The organism is Streptomyces sp. MNU89, assembly GCF_020982505.1.
Lineage (GTDB): Bacteria > Actinomycetota > Actinomycetes > Streptomycetales > Streptomycetaceae > Streptomyces > Streptomyces xinghaiensis.
The window spans coordinates 4013392-4031957 of sequence record NZ_JAJKLL010000001.1 but is presented as its reverse complement, the minus strand read 5'-3'; the positions used below and the strand labels follow the sequence as shown (position 1 = coordinate 4031957).

The 18566-nt window shown below is 69.1% G+C and carries 7 protein-coding genes, 3 rRNA genes and 1 pseudogene; 5 read left to right on the top strand and 6 right to left on the bottom strand.

Annotated features, from left to right (window positions below; all coding sequences use genetic code 11):
• The first annotated feature begins 6 nt into the window (after positions 1–6).
• Positions 7–1437 carry an ATP-binding protein gene (locus E4N63_RS17365; RefSeq protein WP_125625703.1) on the top strand — a complete coding sequence of 477 codons (1431 nt, stop codon included), beginning with the start codon at positions 7–9 and terminating at the stop codon, positions 1435–1437.
• Between the two features lie 1144 nt (positions 1438–2581).
• Positions 2582–3452 (top strand): annotated as a pseudogene (locus E4N63_RS17355) (hypothetical protein); the annotation flags it as partial.
• Between the two features lie 142 nt (positions 3453–3594).
• Here the strand turns inward: E4N63_RS17355 and rrf are convergent.
• The 4 genes from rrf to E4N63_RS17335 form a co-directional block, all read right to left on the bottom strand.
• Positions 3595–3711: ribosomal RNA gene (rrf, locus tag E4N63_RS17350) — 5S ribosomal RNA — on the bottom strand.
• Positions 3712–3786: 75 nt separating this feature from the next.
• Positions 3787–6912, bottom strand: a 23S ribosomal RNA gene (locus E4N63_RS17345).
• Positions 6913–7232: 320 nt separating this feature from the next.
• A 16S ribosomal RNA gene (locus tag E4N63_RS17340) occupies positions 7233–8758 on the bottom strand.
• The 16S, 23S and 5S rRNA genes sit together here, the layout of an rRNA operon.
• Before the next feature lie 568 nt (positions 8759–9326).
• Positions 9327–9875 carry a MarR family winged helix-turn-helix transcriptional regulator gene (locus tag E4N63_RS17335; protein ID WP_125623039.1) on the bottom strand — a complete coding sequence of 183 codons (549 nt, stop codon included), beginning with the start codon at positions 9873–9875 and terminating at the stop codon, positions 9327–9329.
• 152 nt (positions 9876–10027) lie between these two features.
• Here E4N63_RS17335 and E4N63_RS17330 point away from each other — a divergent pair, with 152 nt between their 5' ends.
• A complete protein-coding gene (locus tag E4N63_RS17330) occupies positions 10028–11347 on the top strand; it encodes an MFS transporter (RefSeq protein ID WP_230241101.1) in 1320 nt (439 codons plus the stop codon).
• A gap of 97 nt (positions 11348–11444) precedes the next feature.
• Here the strand turns inward: E4N63_RS17330 and E4N63_RS17325 are convergent, their stop codons facing one another.
• Together E4N63_RS17325 and E4N63_RS17320 are read right to left on the bottom strand one after the other, a co-directional pair.
• Positions 11445–13448, bottom strand: coding sequence for a SpoIIE family protein phosphatase (locus E4N63_RS17325; RefSeq protein WP_230241100.1), 2004 nt, complete (start codon positions 13446–13448; stop codon positions 11445–11447).
• 250 nt (positions 13449–13698) lie between these two features.
• A complete protein-coding gene (locus E4N63_RS17320; RefSeq protein ID WP_228429461.1) occupies positions 13699–15042 on the bottom strand; it encodes an NAD(P)/FAD-dependent oxidoreductase in 1344 nt (447 codons plus the stop codon).
• A 380-nt stretch (positions 15043–15422) separates the two neighbouring features.
• Here E4N63_RS17320 and E4N63_RS17315 point away from each other — a divergent pair, with 380 nt between their 5' ends.
• Positions 15423–16190 (top strand): TetR/AcrR family transcriptional regulator, encoded by a 768-nt coding sequence (locus E4N63_RS17315; protein ID WP_125623035.1) that lies wholly within the window; start codon positions 15423–15425, stop codon positions 16188–16190.
• A 210-nt stretch (positions 16191–16400) separates the two neighbouring features.
• Positions 16401–18350: an NPCBM/NEW2 domain-containing protein gene (locus E4N63_RS17310; RefSeq protein WP_230241099.1), complete on the top strand. Its 1950-nt coding sequence runs from the start codon at positions 16401–16403 to the stop codon at positions 18348–18350.
• Positions 18351–18566 lie beyond the last annotated feature (216 nt).

Here is an 18566-nt window from a genome sequence, read left to right as displayed (position 1 = left end):
ACTGCCGTGTTCGATCCGCTGTCCGCCGTGACCGAGGCCTTCACCAGCTTCCTCTTCGGGAAGGTGGAAACCACGCGTCTGCCCGTGCGCACCTCCACGGGCCAGGCCCAGGCCGTCTACCTGCCGACCGCCGCCCCCGGCCTCGGCGACTCCGGAGTGATCATCGGACGCGAGGTGTACTCGGGGAAGGGGTACATCTACGACCCCTTCCAGCTCTACGGCCAGCAGCTCCCGGCCCCGCACTGGCTGGTGCTCGGCGAGTCCGGCAACGGCAAGTCGGCGCTGGAGAAGACCTACGTCCTGCGCCAGCTCCGCTTCCGCGACCGGCAGGTGGTCGTCCTGGACGCCCAGGGCGAGGACGGCGTCGGCGAGTGGAACCTCATCGCCGAGCAACTGGGGATCACCCCCATCCGGCTCGACCCCACCTCGGCGATCAACGACGGCATACGGCTCAACCCGCTCGACCCCTCGATCACCGCCACGGGCCAGCTGGCCCTGCTCCGCACGATCATCGAGGTCGCGATGGGGCGCGGGCTCGACGAACGCTCCGGCTTCGCCCTCAAGGTCGCCCACGGATTCGTCACCCGGACGATCACCGACCGCCAGCCCGTCCTCACCGACATCGTCGAGCAGTTGCGGCATCCCAAGCCGGAGTCCGCCGAGGCCATGAACGTCGCCCTCGACGACGTCCGCGCCTGGGGCCTGGACGTCGCCCTGGTCATCGACCGGCTCGTCGACGGAGACCTGCGCGGCATGTTCGACGGGCCGACGACCGTCGGCATCGACCTGGACGCCCCGCTCATCGTCTTCGACCTCTCGCACATCGACCGCAACTCCATCGCCATGCCGATCCTGATGGCCATCGTCGGCGTCTGGCTGGAGCACACCTGGATCCGCCCCGACCGGGTCAAGCGCATCTTCCTGGTGGAAGAGGCCTGGCACATCATCAACTCCCCGTTCGTGGCACAGCTCTTCCAGCGACTGCTCAAGTTCGGCCGCCGACTCGGCCTCTCCTTCGTCGCCGTCGTCCACCATCTCTCCGACGTCGTCGACGGCGCAGCCGCGCGCGAGGCCGCGGCCATCCTCAAAATGGCCTCCACCCGCACCATCTACGCCCAGAAGACGGACGAGGCGCGGGCCACCGGCCGGGTACTCGGCCTTCCCCGGTGGGCCGTCGAGATCATCCCCACCCTCACCCCCGGCATCGCCGTCTGGGACGTCAACGGCAATGTGCAGGTCGTCAAGCACCTCATCACCGAGACCGAACGCCCCCTCGTCTACACGGACCGCGCGATGACCGAGTCCTCCTCCCTGAGCGACGAGGCGCTGGCCCTGGAACAGGCCGCCGAGGCGGAGGCCGAGGAGCGCGCGGCGCTCGCCGTCGAGCAGCACCTCGAGGACGAGGTGGTCGGCTCCTCCGAGTCCACGGTGGCCTGAGCATGGCGGCAGGGAGCAGGGGCGCCGAGCGCCGGCCCGGGAGTGACGGAAGCGGCGGAAGCGGCGGCATCCCGGACGGGCTCCTCGTCGGCCTGCTCGGTTTCCTCGTCACCCTCACCGTGCTGGTCTGGTCGGCCGCGGGCCTCTCCGGACTGCTGGCCCACGGCTCCTGGCCCTCGGGCGCCGGCTTCACCGAAACCCCCCTCGCCATGCGGCACCTGCTGACGGACCCGGGCGATCTGGCCGCCGCCTGGCCCCGGGCCGCGGGAGAACTGTCCGGGCCCGGCCTCTTCTGGGGCCTCCTCATCGGCGAGATCATGGTGCTCACGGTGCTGGCGGTCTTCGCCATCGGCACCGTCGCCCGCTGGCGCGCCACCCGCCGCAGACCCCACACGGCCGGTCCGGACCACACGGGCCGCACCGGCCGTACGGACGGGCAGCACGGCCCGAACGGGCGGAACGGTCCGGACGGACCCAAGGCCCGCGCCGGGGACGCAGCCGCCCGTGACCTCTCCGCCGGCCCGCCGCACCCCGCGAACGGGCAGACGAACGCCCCCACCGGTGCCGCGCCCACCCCTGGCGGACACCCGGCCGGGCTCGGCTCACCGGCCCCGGAAGCCACCCCCACCGGCAAGACGCCCCCGCAGGGTCCCGGACCACCCGGCCCGGGCGCCCCCACCCGCCGCCGCCCCAAACGGCACACCGAGCCACGCCGGTGCCGGTGCCCCGTACGGAACGCGCACCCCAGCCGCCGCCCCGCACAGCCCGGCCCCTCGGCCCCGGCTCCCGGCCGCCACGGCCCGAGCACAGCCTCCCCGGGCCCTGCGACCGCCCCGCACCCCTCACCGCCCGCGCCTGTCCAGGGCATCGCCACCCCGGGACACCGGGCACGATCACCCCGGGCGACCCCGCCGCAGAGAACCTCACCGGTATCCCCGCATGCCGTGAGACCGCCGCTGCCCAGCAGAGTCCGGCCGCATCCGGCACCACCCGCCCGGGAACGGCGTACGGCCCGCAGAACGGCGGCCCGCACCCCACACTCCCCGGCGCCCCGGCTGGAGTTGACGCCTCCGCCCACGTCACCGACGGCCTCCACTTCTTCGGCATCGACGGCACCCGGGACCGCCTCCGGCTGGCCCTGCGCGCCGTCGCGGACGCCGAAGGCCCTCTCCTGGTCGTCACCTCGGACCCGGCTCTCTGGACCGAGAGCAAGGACGCCCGCGCCAAACTGGGCCCCACGCACGTCTATGACCCCGGGCAGCAGCTCGACACCCCCTCCCGGCTCCGCTGGTCGCCCGTCAGTGGCTGCGAGACACGCGGGACCGCAGCGTCGCGCGCGGCCGCCCTGCTCGCCCCCGTACGGCCGCAGCACGCCCTCGACTCCGCCACCGCGGACGCCGCGGAGACCCTGCTGCGCTGCTGGCTGCACGCCGCCGCCGTGGACGACCGTCCGATCCGCCAGGTCCACCGCTGGGCCTCCGGAAGCTCCGCCCATGAGCCGGTCCGCATCCTCCGCACCAACCGACGCGCCGCCGCCGGTTCGGCCGGCGAACTGGAGGCCACGCTCACCGCGCACCCGGAACGCCGGGACATGGCCCTGCAGCTGACGGCCCGTGCCCTTTCGGCGCTCTCCTCTGTCCACATCCGCAACGCGTGTAACCCGACCCGGGCGGATTCCCTCGCACTGGAGTCATTCGTCGCCGAAGGGGGAACGCTTTACGTCATGGGCGAAGCGATCGAGGACCCGCGGACCCACCCGGGCGCGATGCCGTTCCTCACCGCACTCGCCTCGAACGTGGTCGAGCACGGCCGGAGCATGGCCGAACGGTCATCCGCCGGCCGGCTCGACCCACCACTTACCGTCGTCCTGGACGACGTCGCACGGGTCGGCTCCCCTCCCGCAGCTCCCCGGGCTCCTGAGCTCGGGCAGCGAGCGGGGCATGCCCACACTGGCCCTGCTCCGCTCCAAGGAGCAGGCCCGAGCCCGCTGGCCCCGGCACTTCCCGGCCGGCTGAGACCGCCGGGGCACCGGCGACGGGACCTCTCTCCGGAGAAACCACCAAACCTTCTCATCACCCGGGCGGGGAAAGGTCCTCAAACGTGAGAAAGCCCTGTGGGGAACCGGAGTCCCCCACAGGGCTTTCTATCTCAAGAATTGTTCGGCGGCGTCCTACTCTCCCACAGGGTCCCCCCTGCAGTACCATCGGCGCTGAAAGGCTTAGCTTCCGGGTTCGGAATGTAACCGGGCGTTTCCCTCACGCTATAACCACCGAAACACTATGAAACTGCACGAACCGGACGGCAACACAGTTCGTTGTTTCAGAACCAACACAGTGGACGCGAGCATCTGAGGACAAGCCCTCGGCCTATTAGTACCAGTCAACTCCACACCTTGCGGTGCTTCCATATCTGGCCTATCAACCCAGTCGTCTACTGGGAGCCTTAACCCCTCAAGGGGGTGGGAGTCCTCATCTCGAAGCAGGCTTCCCGCTTAGATGCTTTCAGCGGTTATCCCTCCCGAACGTAGCCAACCAGCCATGCCCTTGGCAGGACAACTGGCACACCAGAGGTTCGTCCGTCCCGGTCCTCTCGTACTAGGGACAGCCCTTCTCAAGACTCCTACGCGCACAGCGGATAGGGACCGAACTGTCTCACGACGTTCTAAACCCAGCTCGCGTACCGCTTTAATGGGCGAACAGCCCAACCCTTGGGACCGACTCCAGCCCCAGGATGCGACGAGCCGACATCGAGGTGCCAAACCATCCCGTCGATATGGACTCTTGGGGAAGATCAGCCTGTTATCCCCGGGGTACCTTTTATCCGTTGAGCGACGGCGCTTCCACAAGCCACCGCCGGATCACTAGTCCCGACTTTCGTCCCTGCTCGACCCGTCGGTCTCACAGTCAAGCTCCCTTGTGCACTTACACTCAACACCTGATTACCAACCAGGCTGAGGGAACCTTTGGGCGCCTCCGTTACCCTTTAGGAGGCAACCGCCCCAGTTAAACTACCCACCAGACACTGTCCCTGATCCGGATCACGGACCCAGGTTAGACATCCAGCACGACCAGAGTGGTATTTCAACGACGACTCCACCCGAACTAGCGTCCGGGCTTCACAGTCTCCCACCTATCCTACACAAGCCGAACCGAACACCAATATCAAGCTGTAGTAAAGGTCCCGGGGTCTTTCCGTCCTGCTGCGCGAAACGAGCATCTTTACTCGTAGTGCAATTTCACCGGGCCTATGGTTGAGACAGTCGAGAAGTCGTTACGCCATTCGTGCAGGTCGGAACTTACCCGACAAGGAATTTCGCTACCTTAGGATGGTTATAGTTACCACCGCCGTTTACTGGCGCTTAAGTTCTCAGCTTCGCCATGACGAATCATGACTAACCGGTCCCCTTAACGTTCCAGCACCGGGCAGGCGTCAGTCCGTATACATCGCCTTACGGCTTCGCACGGACCTGTGTTTTTAGTAAACAGTCGCTTCTCGCTGGTCTCTGCGGCCACCACCAGCTCACACCGCAAGGGCGATCACCAGCAATGGCCCCCCTTCTCCCGAAGTTACGGGGGCATTTTGCCGAGTTCCTTAACCATAGTTCACCCGAACGCCTCGGTATTCTCTACCTGACCACCTGAGTCGGTTTAGGGTACGGGCCGCCATGAAACTCGCTAGAGGCTTTTCTCGACAGCATAGGATCATCCACTTCACCACAATCGGCTCGGCATCAGGTCTCACCCTTACACGGAGGACGGATTTACCTACCCTCCGGGCTACACCCTTACCCCGGGACAACCACCGCCCGGGCTGGACTACCTTCCTGCGTCACCCCATCACTCACCTACTACCCCCTTGGATCGTCGGCTCCACCACTCCGACCTCGTCCGAAGACTCAGCCGGCGGCTTCACGGACTTAGCATCAGAAGGTTCAGCGCTGGCGCTTCAAAGCGGGTACCGGAATATCAACCGGTTGTCCATCGACTACGCCTGTCGGCCTCGCCTTAGGTCCCGACTTACCCTGGGCAGATCAGCTTGACCCAGGAACCCTTAGTCAATCGGCGCACACGTTTCCCACGTGTGTATCGCTACTCATGCCTGCATTCTCACTCGTGAACCGTCCACCACTGCCTTCCGGCGCGGCTTCACCCGGCACACGACGCTCCCCTACCCATCAGCACCCCCGTTAGGGGTATATGTGCCAATGACACGACTTCGGCGGTACGCTTGAGCCCCGCTACATTGTCGGCGCGGAATCACTTGACCAGTGAGCTATTACGCACTCTTTCAAGGATGGCTGCTTCTAAGCCAACCTCCTGGTTGTCTCTGCGACTCCACATCCTTTCCCACTTAGCGTACGCTTAGGGGCCTTAGTCGATGCTCTGGGCTGTTTCCCTCTCGACCATGGAGCTTATCCCCCACAGTCTCACTGCCGCGCTCTCACTTACCGGCATTCGGAGTTTGGCTAAGGTCAGTAACCCGGTAGGGCCCATCGCCTATCCAGTGCTCTACCTCCGGCAAGAAACACACGACGCTGCACCTAAATGCATTTCGGGAGAACCAGCTATCACGGAGTTTGATTGGCCTTTCACCCCTAACCACAGGTCATCCCCCAGGTTTTCAACCCTGGTGGGTTCGGTCCTCCACACGGTCTTACCCGCGCTTCAACCTGCCCATGGCTAGATCACTCCGCTTCGGGTCTTGAGCGCGCTACTGAATCGCCCTATTCGGACTCGCTTTCGCTACGGCTTCCCCACACGGGTTAACCTCGCAACACACCGCAAACTCGCAGGCTCATTCTTCAAAAGGCACGCAGTCACGACGCACCGGACAAGTCCGATGCGCGACGCTCCCACGGCTTGTAGGCACACGGTTTCAGGTACTATTTCACTCCGCTCCCGCGGTACTTTTCACCATTCCCTCACGGTACTATCCGCTATCGGTCACCAGGGAATATTTAGGCTTAGCGGGTGGTCCCGCCAGATTCACACGGGATTTCTCGGGCCCCGTGCTACTTGGGTGTCGCACAAGCAAGTTGCTGACATTTCGGCTACGGGGGTCTTACCCTCTACGCCGGGCCTTTCGCATGCCCTTCGCCTACACCAACAATTTCTGACTCGCCCGATGGCCGGCAGACCATCGAAGTACGATCCCACAACCCCGTAAGCGCAACCCCTGCCGGGTATCACACGCCTACGGTTTGGCCTCATCCGGTTTCGCTCGCCACTACTCCCGGAATCACGGTTGTTTTCTCTTCCTGCGGGTACTGAGATGTTTCACTTCCCCGCGTTCCCTCCACATACCCTATGTGTTCAGGTATGGGTGACAGCCCATGACGACTGCCGGGTTTCCCCATTCGGACACCCCCCGGATCAAAGCTCGGTTGACAGCTCCCCGGGGCCTATCGCGGCCTCCCACGTCCTTCATCGGTTCCTGGTACCAAGGCATCCACCGTGCGCCCTTAAAAACTTGGCCACAGATGCTCGCGTCCACTGTGCAGTTCTCAAACAACGACCAGCCACCCGCCACCCCACCCCACACGGAATGAGTACACCGGGACCGGCACCAAAGGACACAAGCTTCACAGCCCGTACCCTCAGACACCCAACAGCGCGCCCGGCACACCCCGACCCCCACCGCGTTCCACACTCCGAAGAGCAGTACTAGCAGCAGCAACCGTGATGCGCCGAATAGTCAACGTTCCACCCATGAGCAACCAGCACCGGACACTCGCCGGTGTTCTGGCCTCTGGACCACCAGGAGTTACCCCCTGCCGGCCGAGAAGTGCTCCTTAGAAAGGAGGTGATCCAGCCGCACCTTCCGGTACGGCTACCTTGTTACGACTTCGTCCCAATCGCCAGTCCCACCTTCGACGATTCCCTCCCTTACGGGTTGGGCCACCGGCTTCGGGTGTTACCGACTTTCGTGACGTGACGGGCGGTGTGTACAAGGCCCGGGAACGTATTCACCGCAGCAATGCTGATCTGCGATTACTAGCGACTCCGACTTCATGGGGTCGAGTTGCAGACCCCAATCCGAACTGAGACCGGCTTTTTGAGATTCGCTCCACCTCGCGGTATCGCAGCTCATTGTACCGGCCATTGTAGCACGTGTGCAGCCCAAGACATAAGGGGCATGATGACTTGACGTCGTCCCCACCTTCCTCCGAGTTGACCCCGGCAGTCTCCTGTGAGTCCCCATCACCCCGAAAGGCATGCTGGCAACACAGAACAAGGGTTGCGCTCGTTGCGGGACTTAACCCAACATCTCACGACACGAGCTGACGACAGCCATGCACCACCTGTACACCGACCACAAGGGGGCGACCATCTCTGGCCGTTTCCGGTGTATGTCAAGCCTTGGTAAGGTTCTTCGCGTTGCGTCGAATTAAGCCACATGCTCCGCCGCTTGTGCGGGCCCCCGTCAATTCCTTTGAGTTTTAGCCTTGCGGCCGTACTCCCCAGGCGGGGAACTTAATGCGTTAGCTGCGGCACGGACGACGTGGAATGTCGCCCACACCTAGTTCCCAACGTTTACGGCGTGGACTACCAGGGTATCTAATCCTGTTCGCTCCCCACGCTTTCGCTCCTCAGCGTCAGTATCGGCCCAGAGATCCGCCTTCGCCACCGGTGTTCCTCCTGATATCTGCGCATTTCACCGCTACACCAGGAATTCCGATCTCCCCTACCGAACTCTAGCCTGCCCGTATCGAATGCAGACCCGGGGTTAAGCCCCGGGCTTTCACATCCGACGTGACAAGCCGCCTACGAGCTCTTTACGCCCAATAATTCCGGACAACGCTCGCACCCTACGTATTACCGCGGCTGCTGGCACGTAGTTAGCCGGTGCTTCTTCTGCAGGTACCGTCACTTGCGCTTCTTCCCTGCTGAAAGAGGTTTACAACCCGAAGGCCGTCATCCCTCACGCGGCGTCGCTGCATCAGGCTTCCGCCCATTGTGCAATATTCCCCACTGCTGCCTCCCGTAGGAGTCTGGGCCGTGTCTCAGTCCCAGTGTGGCCGGTCGCCCTCTCAGGCCGGCTACCCGTCGTCGCCTTGGTAGGCCATCACCCCACCAACAAGCTGATAGGCCGCGGGCTCATCCTGCACCGCCGGAGCTTTCCACCACCATCGGATGCCCGAGATGGTCGTATCCGGTATTAGACCCCGTTTCCAGGGCTTGTCCCAGAGTGCAGGGCAGATTGCCCACGTGTTACTCACCCGTTCGCCACTAATCCCCTCCGAAGAGGTTCATCGTTCGACTTGCATGTGTTAAGCACGCCGCCAGCGTTCGTCCTGAGCCAGGATCAAACTCTCCGTGAATGCTTCACGCAAGAGCGGCGCAGCCCGGAGGAATAATCCAGGCTGCGCACAGCGTCCTCGCTGTAAGATTGCCTCCCGACCGCCACCGAAACGGTGGCACGGGAGGGCTTTTTCAAAGGAACCTCATCCCGGCAGCGAACAAAGAGTTGCCGCCCGGACGGGGTATCAACATATCTGGCGTTGACTTTTGGCACGCTGTTGAGTTCTCAAGGAACGGACGCTTCCTTCGGCCCCGTCTCCGGGCCCTCCGGGCGCTTCCCTTCGGTGTTTCCAACCCTACCAGACACTTTCCGAACCGATTTCCCGATCCGAATTCCGTTTCCGGTCCCCGTTGGAGAGGGTTTCCGCTGCGCCTTCCGGCGCGGCCCCTACGTTAGCGGATTTCCCGGCCGGCTCATAATCGAGCCTTTCGGTATCGAATTCCGGCATGCCGGAACCAATCCCCGATCGGGGAGACCCTGCTTCAGTGGGTGCCGCCGGACGCGGCGGGAAGTGGCCGCCGGGATCCACGGGGATCCGTGGCAACCCGGAGAACACTACGGTCGGCCCCGGAAGGTGTCAACTCGCCTCAGCCGAGGTCGCTGAGGCGACCTTCCGCGTCGGGCTGGGCGTCCTCGACCCGACGGAGAAGGCGCGTGAGCAACTCTCCCAGCAGGGCCCGTTCGGCTGTCGTCAGGTCCTGCAGCAGCCCCTCCTCGAAGACGGTTGCCAGGCGCATCGCCTCAAGCCACTTCTCCCGGCCGGCGGCCGTCAGCTCCACGATGACGCGGACACGGTTGCTCTCGTCGCGTTCCCGGGTGACGAGCCCTTCCCCCACCATGCGGTCGATCCGGTGGGTCATCGCGGCCGGCGTGAGGCCGAGGCGCTTGGCCAGGTCTCCGGGGCCCAGTCGGTACGGCGCGCCGGAGAGGACCAGGGCCTGGAGAACCTCCCACTCGGCGTTGTTCATGCCGAGGGTGGCGGTCTGCCGGCCGTAGGCGACGTTCATCCTGCGGTTCAGCCGCTGCAGCGAGGAGACGACCTGCTCGACCTGGGGGTCGAGGTCGCGGAACTCCCGCTGGTAGGCGGCGATCTGTTCCTCGATGCTCGGCTCGTCCTCGGTGGCGTTGTCAGACATGGCGGGCAGTATGGCACGTATCTCTTTGGCGTCGAAGGCTTCGGACGTGTAGTCTTCATCATCGAAGTTTAGGTTCAAAGTCTTCAGGGCTGGACTCCGCAGGTCCCGCCCTCGCCTTCTTCTCTCTTCCTCCACGACCTGGGCAGGTGAGTGTGACCACCGCAATGAGCGCCGCGCTGCGCCGGATTCAACTGGGCAGTGCGCTGAGCGCGTTCGGCAACGGCTTCACCGTTCCGTATCTGTTCCTCTATGTGGCGCGGGTGCGGGATCTCGGAGCGAGCACCGCGGGGGTCGTGCTCGCCGTCTTCGCCCTGGCCGCCCTGGTGGCGCTGCCGTTCACCGGCCGGATCATCGACCGGCGGGGCCCGCTGCCGGTGGTGGTCGTGGGTTCTGCCGCCGCGGCCGCCGGGTCCGCCGGGATGGGCCTGGCGTCCACCGAGGCGCTGGTCATCGCGGCGGCCGCGCTGCTGGGCACGGGGATATCGGTGATCCAGCCCGCCCTGGCCACGCTCATCGTCTGGTGCTCGTCCCCCGCCACCCGCTCGCGGGCGTTCGCCACGCAGTTCTTTCTGAACAACCTCGGGCTGGGCATCGGCGGTCTGCTCGGTGGGCTGATCGTGGACATCTCGCGTGCCGGCAGCTTCCTGGTGCTGTTCGGGATCGAGGCGGTGATGTTCCTGGTGCTCGGCGCGGCCGTGGCGTCCGTCCGTCCCGCGAACGCCGCAGGCGCGGGGGCGGGATACGGGGAGGCGGTTCCGGCTGCCGACGGTGGCGGGAGCGGCCTGCGGGTTCTCCTCCGGGACCGGTCAATGGTGGGCCTGTGTGTGCTGGGTTTTGTGCTGTTCTTCGCCTGCTACGGCCAGTTCGAGTCGGGGCTCTCCGCCTTCGCGGTCGATGTCGCGCGCATATCGCCCGCCACCCTCGGGGTGGCTCTGGCCGCCAATACCGCGGTCATCGTGCTGGCGCAGTTCGTGGTCCTGCGGCTGGTGGAACGGCGGCGGCGGAGCCGTGTGATCGCTCTGGTGGGGCTGATATGGACCCTGGCCTGGGTGGCGGCCGGTGCGTCAGGACTGCTGAACGGCCGTCACGCCTGGGCAGTGGCGGCGATCATCTCGACCTACGCGCTGTTCGGGCTGGGCGAGGCGATGCTGTCGCCGACCGTGGCCCCGCTGGTGGCGGACCTGGCTCCGCGAGGGCTGATCGGCCGGTACAACTCCGCTTTCGCGCTGGTGAAGCAGCTGGCGCTGGCCGTCGGGCCGGCGGTGGGCGGGCTCATGGCCGGCGCCGGGGCGTACACCGCCTACATCGCGATGCTGGTCGTCTGTTCGCTGGGGATCTCGGTGCTGGCGCTGCGGCTGGGGAGACGGCTCACACCGGAACAGGACAGCCCGCTGCGGGCGACCGCACCGCCGGTTCCGGCAGTGGCCGACGCGGAGACGCACTCTGCGCCACCGGTGCCCGTGGGTATCTGACGGCTCGCCGGTACTCCCTGCTCGGCCGGTGGTTACGGGTCCCCGGGGCGTCGAGGTTGCCGGCCGCGGTCGCGGTTTCCTGCGCCGGCGGGCTCCATCAGGGATGCGGTGTACGGCAGCTGTCGGGGAGAGCGAACTCGCACCAGACGGCCTTGCCTCCGCCCGGGGTCCGCCGGGAGCCCCAGGAGGAGGCGATGGTCGCGATGATCGAGATGCCGCGGCCGGACTCGTCCGCCGGTTCGGCGCGGCGGCGGCGCGGGAGGTGGTCGTCCCCGTCCGTCACCTCGACGATCAGGCGGCGGTCCGTACGGCGCAGCCGGAGCCGCATGGGCGGGATGCCGTGCTGGAGGGAGTTGGCGACCAGTTCGCTCGCGGCCAGGACGCCCAGGTCGTGCAGCTCGGTGGGGAAGCGCCAGCTGGTGAGGACGCCCGAGGCGAACGCGCGGGCGCGGGGAGCCGCTTCGACACCGCCGAGGAGGTCGAGGGCGGCGTTGTGGAAGAGCTCCGCGTCGTGTCCGGTGCGCGCGGGGTGCTGGAGGACGAGGACGGCGACGTCGTCGTCGTGGTCGGCGGTGACGCCCAGGGCGCGGATCAGCCGGTCACAGACGGCCTGCGGGGTGCCGTCGGCGCCCGCGAGGGCTTGTTCGAGCGCGGAGACGCCGTCGTCGATGTCGGCGTCGCGGCGCTCGACGAGGCCGTCGGTGTAGAGCACGGCGGTGGCGCCGGGCTCCAGCGGTACGGAGCCGGAGGTGTGCACCCAGCCTCCGGTGCCGAGCGGAGGGCCGGTGGGTTCGGCGGCGCGGTGGACCCTGCCGTCGGCGTCGCGGACGATGATCGGCAGATGGCCGGCCGAGGCGTGGACGAGGCGGTTCTCGTTGGGGTCGTGGACGGCGTAGAGACAGGTGGCGATCTGGTTGGGGTCGATCTCGGCGGCGAGTCCGTCGAGAAGCTGGAGCACCTCGTGCGGAGGCAGGTCGAGCCGGGCGTAGGCCCGTACGGCGGTGCGGAGTTGGCCCATCACCGCCGCGGCGCGGACTCCGCGGCCCATGACGTCGCCGATGACCAGGGCGGTGCGGCCGGCGCCGAGGGTGATGACGTCGTACCAGTCACCGCCCACCGCTTCGTCGGTGCCGCCCGGCTGGTAAGTGGCGGCGACGCGCAGGTCGTCGGGCTGTTCGAGCTTCTGCGGGAGCAGGCTCCGCTGGAGGGTGACGGCGGTCTCGCGCTGTCGGCGCTCGCTGGTGCGCAGCCGCTCGGCCGCCTCGACCTGGTCGGTGACGTCCGTGGCGAAGACCATGACCCCTTTGCGGGGTGAACCGGGCCGGGCCGGGCGGCGGTCTGCGGCTCCCGCCGCGCGCAGGACGGCCCGGGCCGCCGCGCGGTCGCGGGCGCCGTCGGGTTGACCGTCGCCGCCGGCCGAAGCGGTGCCGCCGGGGGCGGAGCCGGGAGCTGTGCCATCGGGGGACGTGCTGCCGGGTGACGCGCCGTCGGGTGACGCGCCGTCGGGTGACGCGCCGTCGGGTGACGCGCCGTCCGGGGGAGGGCCCGGAGCCGTGCCGGTGGCGCCAAGGGTGGTCGCTCCGTCGGTGTGCGGTTTCCCCTCCGGTCCGTCCGCGGGTGAGAGTTCGACGGGGGTGCAGGTGAAGGTGTAGTGGCCCGAGCGGGACAGCCCGCGGGCGCGGCGGGCCTTGAGGGTGCGGGGCTTCCCGCTGCGCAGGACCTGGTCCATGAGCGGCAGCAGACCGAGCTCCGTGAGCTCCGGCAGCAGCTCACGGGCGGGGCCGCCGAGGGAACGGTCCCCGAAGACGGTGGTGTAGGCGTCGTTGACGTAGGCGATGCGGTGCTCCGGGCCGTGGACGACCGCGACCAGCCCGGGCACCTGGTCGAGGACGTCCCGGGCCAGCAGCTCCCGCCCGGGCGGGCGCCCGCCCGGGGATCCGGCCGGTGGTGGCGTCTCGAACGGCTCCGGCGGCTCCTCCCTGGCGGTGGGCACGGCGCTGCCCGGCGCGGACGGAGCCTGGGGACTGCCGCCGCGGTCGGACCGCACCGCGGCGCGTCGCTGTGTACCGGGGAGCCGGGCGCTCCAGCGCGTGAAGTTCACTGAGATTTGCCTCGTGATGTCGCTTCGGATCAGCGGGACGGCCGGGGAATGCCGCTGGTTTCCTGGTTCGGGAAGGGGAGCGGGGCCCGGCGGTGCCGCCGGTCGCCGCTGTCCCGGGACCGGGAGGCAGCGGCTCTCTCGACGGGTGCGAGCCCACCCTTGATGGTCACATGCCCAGTGTGGCGGACCGGGCTGACATCCGTCAGACGAGGCCGCCGATCGCGTAGTTCCGGCTTCCTTCGTCTTCCGGTCATCTGCCGTCGGACGGGTGATCCGTCCCGGCCGCGAGTTCGAATTCGGCGCGGGGGTGCTCCAGAGAGCCGAGAGAGACGATCTCGCGTTTGAAGAGTCCGGCGAGGGACCATTCGGCGATCACCCGGGCCTTGCGGTTGAAGGTCGGCACCCGGCCGAGGTGGTAGACGCGGTGCATGAACCAGGCCGGATAGCCCTTGATCTTCCTGCCGTACACATGTGCGACACCCTTGTGGAGGCCCAGGGAGGCGACCGATCCGGCGTGCGCGTGCTCGTAGTCCTTGGTCCCGCCGCCGCGGAGGGAGGCGACGAGGTTGTCGGCGAGGGTCCGCGCCTGGCGCACCGCGTGCTGGGCGTTGGGGGCGCAGAGCGCGTCCGGTGTGCCCGCGGCGAGATCCGGTACGGCGGCGGCGTCCCCCGCGGCCCACGCGTGCTCCGTGCCGTCGACGCGCAGGGCCGCCGTGCACCGCAGCCGGCCCCGGTCGTTGAGCGGCAGGCCGCTCGCGGCGAGTACCGGGTGCGGTTTGACGCCCGCCGTCCACACCAGGGTGCGGGTGGGGAAACGGGAGCCGTCGCTGAGCACCGCGACCCGCTTCTCGCAGGATTCGAGCCGGGTGTCGAGGCGGATGTCGATGTTGCGGCCGCGCAGCTCCCGGACGGCGTAGGTGCCCATCTCCTCGCCGACCTCGGGCAGGATGCGCCCGGTCGCCTCGACGAGGATCCATTTCATGTCCTCGGGTTCGACGTTGTGGTAGTAGCGCAGGGCGTAGCGGGCCATGTCCTCCAGCTCGGCGATCGCCTCCACACCCGCGTAGCCGCCGCCGACGAAGACGAAGGTGAGGGCGGCGGAGCGGACCGCCGGGTCGCGGGTCGAGGAGGCGATGTCCAGCTGCTCCAGGACATGGTTGCGGAGCATGATGGCTTCCTCGACCGTCTTGAATCCGATGCCGAATTCGGCCAGGCCGGGGACGGGGAGGGTGCGGGAGACGGACCCGGGGGCCAGCACCAGTTCGTCGTAGCCGATCTCGACCGGGTCGGTGCCCTCCTCCTCGGTGGCGAGGGTCCGTACAGTCGCGGTGCGCGCGGTGTGGTCGATGGCCGTGGCCTCGCCGACCACCACCTGGCACTTCCTCAGCACCCGGCGCAGCGGGACGACGACATGGCGCGGGGAGATCGAGCCCGCCGCGGCCTCCGGGAGGAACGGCTGGTACGTCATGTAGGGCTCGGGGTCGAGCACGGTGATCAGCGCCTCGCCGCGTTTGAGCCTCCGCTGGAGCCGCAGCGCGGTGTACATCCCGACACAGCCACCGCCGACCACGAGAATGCGCGCCGGTTCCGTCACAGAGGGTCTCCTCGCGATGTCGTTCCGCCGTGCCCGCTCCCTGAAAGCGCGGCACCCTCCCATGACGCACCGGCGGCGGCCGTTTGTCCACAGGCCCCGCGAAATGTATGACCGGCGTGCCGCGGCGTACGGAACGGGCAATTCCGCTGGGACGGCCGCAAGCTGCGCAGGTCAGCGCGGGGCCGTTCGCCGTACGGGACATGCCGGCCGGAGCCGGGCGGTCCTCCGCACCGGCCGGAGGGCGGTCTGTGCGGAACTGCCCTCTTCTTTCCGGGCCTGGGCTCAACTATGTTCGTATCCCGTCGGGGGAGCCAGACCGTCTCCCGGCAGTCACGGCGGGGAGTCTCCGGGGGGAGACGTCATTTACCGGGGGAAAACACATGCATACGCAGAGTTCTCACTGGCCGGCCGCTCTCGCATCGGCACCGGACGGCAGCGCGCGGGCGACCGCGGACGGCTCCGACGTCATGGGTGCCGCGCGCTCGACGCCGTTGCGGGTGGACGCACAGCGCAATCTGGAGCACGTCCTGCGCGCGGCGCGCGAGGTCTTCGGTGAGCTGGGATACGGGGCGCCGATGGAGGACGTCGCACGGCGGGCCCGGGTCGGCGTGGGCACCGTCTACCGGCGCTTCCCGAGCAAGGACGTACTCGTCCGGCGGATAGCCGAGGAGGAGACCGCGCGCCTCACCGAGCAGGCGCGGGCCGCCCTGGGCCAGGAGGAGGAGCCGTGGTCGGCGCTCTCCCGCTTCCTGCGCACTTCGGTCGCGTCCGGAGCCGGCCGGCTGCTGCCGCCGCAGGTACTGCGGGTCGGCGTCGGCCCGGAGCCGGAGGGGGCGGGCGCCGCCCGGGTGCCGCAGCAGCGGCAGCCCGCCGTGCCGGGGCAGGGACAGCCGGATCTGCGGCTCGTCGAACGCACCCCGGAGCCGGCCGAGCACGACCCGGGCGCCGCGGTCCTGCTGGACGTCGTGGGGCAGTTGGTCGACCGCGCCCGGGCCGCCGGCGAGCTGCGCGGTGATGTGACCGTCGCCGACGTGCTGCTCGTAATAGCCACCGCGGCTCCGGCGCTGCCCGACGCGGCGCAGCAGCAAGCGGCCTCGGCGCGGCTGCTGGACATCCTCCTGGAGGGGCTGCGCCCGCGCGGGCTCTGAGGGAGGGACCGGCTCCGCGGTCCTTCGGGCACCGGGGCCGGTCCGGCCGGATGTCCGCGGGCCCGGCAGGCAGGGAGGTCTTCGCGGCTTTTTCCGCGAAGTCCCCCTGTCCGGAGGGTGGTTCTGGTTCCTTGTATGGGGCCGGGGCCGGGCATTGTGGCAGTCTTTCCCGGGGGCTCGGGTGTGTCGTCGGGTACGGGGGCTTCTGCCATGGGATCTGAGCAGCCGACGGGCGGACCGCCGCCGGCCGACGCGGATCTGCTCCGGCGGACCGCGGACGGGGACGACACGGCCTTCGAGGAGTTCTTCCGGCGCCACGCGGTGGCCGTCCGGCGCCACGCCCGCGACTGCTGCCACGACACCGACTCCGCAGACGACCTCACCACCGAGGCCTTCGCCCGTACGCTCCGCGGGATCCGCGGCGGTGTCCGCCCCGAGGCACCCGAGCGGATCCATCTGCTGACGACGGTCCGCCGGGTGGCCGCGGAGTGGAGCCGGACGGGGAAGGGCGAGCGGCTCCGCCCCGGATTCGCCGGCTTCGCCGTCCTCGCGGAGGCCACCGGCCCCGCCCGCCCCGCGGGAGGCGCCGGGGTGACCGGCGCGGCCTCGGCACCCGGCACGGCGGGCTTGCCCGGGTGTGCGGACTCGTCGGGGGTTCTCGGTGCGCCCGACTTCGCCGGCGCCCGTTCCGGGAGCGGCGCGGGCCCGGCCGGGCTTCCGGCCGGAGCCGGGGACCGGCGGGCGGAGGCGGCCGCCGGGGTCCGGGCGATGCGGGAGGCGGAGCACTCGGAGGTCGTCCGGGCCTTCCGCGGTCTGCCCGCGCCCTGGCAGACCGTGCTCTGGCACACCCTGGTCGAGGCCGAGTCCCCGGAGAGCGCCGCCCGGCTGCTCGGAATGAGCCCCGAGGCCGCGGCCGCACTGGCGCACCGGGCGCGCAAGGGGCTCGAACAAGCCTGCCTGAGGATCCGGTTGGCGGATGCCTCGGCCGGGGGCGGCGACTGCGCCCGCTCCGCTCCGCTCCTCGCCGCCTACGCCGAGGGCGGTCTGCGGGCGGGCACGGTACGGGGGTTGCGCCGGCATCTCGCGGCCTGCGCGCGGTGCCGCACGGCTGTACGGGACGCGGCCGACGCCGGCGTCCGGCTGCGCATGGCGCTGACCGTCGCCGTCCTCGGGCCCCTGGCCGCGGGATATCCGCGACAGGCGGCCGGGGCCGCCCCGGGGAGGCGTCCGGGTGGCGGAGCAGGAACGGACCGGGTCGTGCCCGAGGCCGGCGGTGCGCCGGTGCGGATGGGGCTGGCGGCCGGGGTGGCGGCCGCCACCGCCGCCGTTCTCGTCGCTCTGGCCGGGGGTGCCGGTGCGCCCGACAGCGGGCCGCGGGCCGGCCGGGCACCGGCGCCGGTGGCTCCCGGGGAGCCGGGTCCGGGCTCCGGAGCGGTCCGCGGCCCGGGGCCGGAAGCGCCCGGACCGGCGGCCACGCCCGCGCAGACGCGGCGGGAGAGTGCCGGCTCCCGGACTCCGCCCGGTTCCGCAGCGGGCGGGTCCACGGGCCCGGCGGGTTCCCGGGGCCGACGCGGTCCGGGGCACCTCCCCGGCCCCTTCCTCCCCGGGGCGGTCGCGTCCCCGTCCGGCGTCCCGTCCTCCCCGCCGGCATCCGCCTCCGGCTCCTCGCCGCCGTCCCCCGGTCCCGTCCCGAGTTCGTCCGGCCCCTCCGTCGAGCCGAAGCCGGCCCCGCTGGCGTACGACCTCGGCGAGCTGGCGTACGACACGCACGGCGACGGCACGGGCCCGGAGGTGCGCAGCGCGGAGAGCTCCTGGCTGTGGCCCCGTCGAGGGATCATGATCGGCCGGGAGCTGTTCCCGGAGGGGGTGACCGTGCAGACCCGGTCGTCGGTCACGGTCGACCTCAACCGGCCGTGCACGACGTACAGCGCACGGGTCGGGCTGGACGACCTGCGACCGGTGCCGGGGGCGGCCCTGTTCTCCGTCTACGGGGACGGCGTGCTGCTGTGGCGTTCGGACGTCCTGCGCGACGGGGACGCGGCTCTGCCGGTCCAGGTCTCGCTGGCGGGTGTCCGGACCCTCCGGCTGGTCGTCGAGCCGTACGGCCGGAGTCCGGAGGCTCTGGCGGACTGGGCCGGGGCGCGCATCAGCTGCCGGTGACCGGCGGCCCGGGAGCGTGCCGGCCGGTGAGGCGGACGCGGTGGCCGTCTGCCGGGCGGCGGCGAGCTCGGAGGCCGCCGGGCGCCCGGCGCGCGGGAAGGCGAGCCGGCCGGCGTCGGGCGGCCTCCCCCGGCGTGAAGCATGCGCACCGGCGCGCGCCCTCCCCCTCCGTGTACGGATCTCCGTACGGGCTTCCGTACAGGCCGGTGGCCCACA

Bases quoted from the DNA above. Each gene is read 5' to 3' on its own strand.
- E4N63_RS17335 (WP_125623039.1), bottom strand. From the start codon at position 9,875: ATGTCTGACAACGCCACCGAGGACGAGCCGAGCATCGAGGAACAGATC.
- E4N63_RS17315 (WP_125623035.1), top strand. From the start codon at position 15,423: ATGCATACGCAGAGTTCTCACTGGCCGGCCGCTCTCGCATCGGCACCG.
- E4N63_RS17310 (WP_230241099.1), top strand. From the start codon at position 16,401: ATGGGATCTGAGCAGCCGACGGGCGGACCGCCGCCGGCCGACGCGGAT.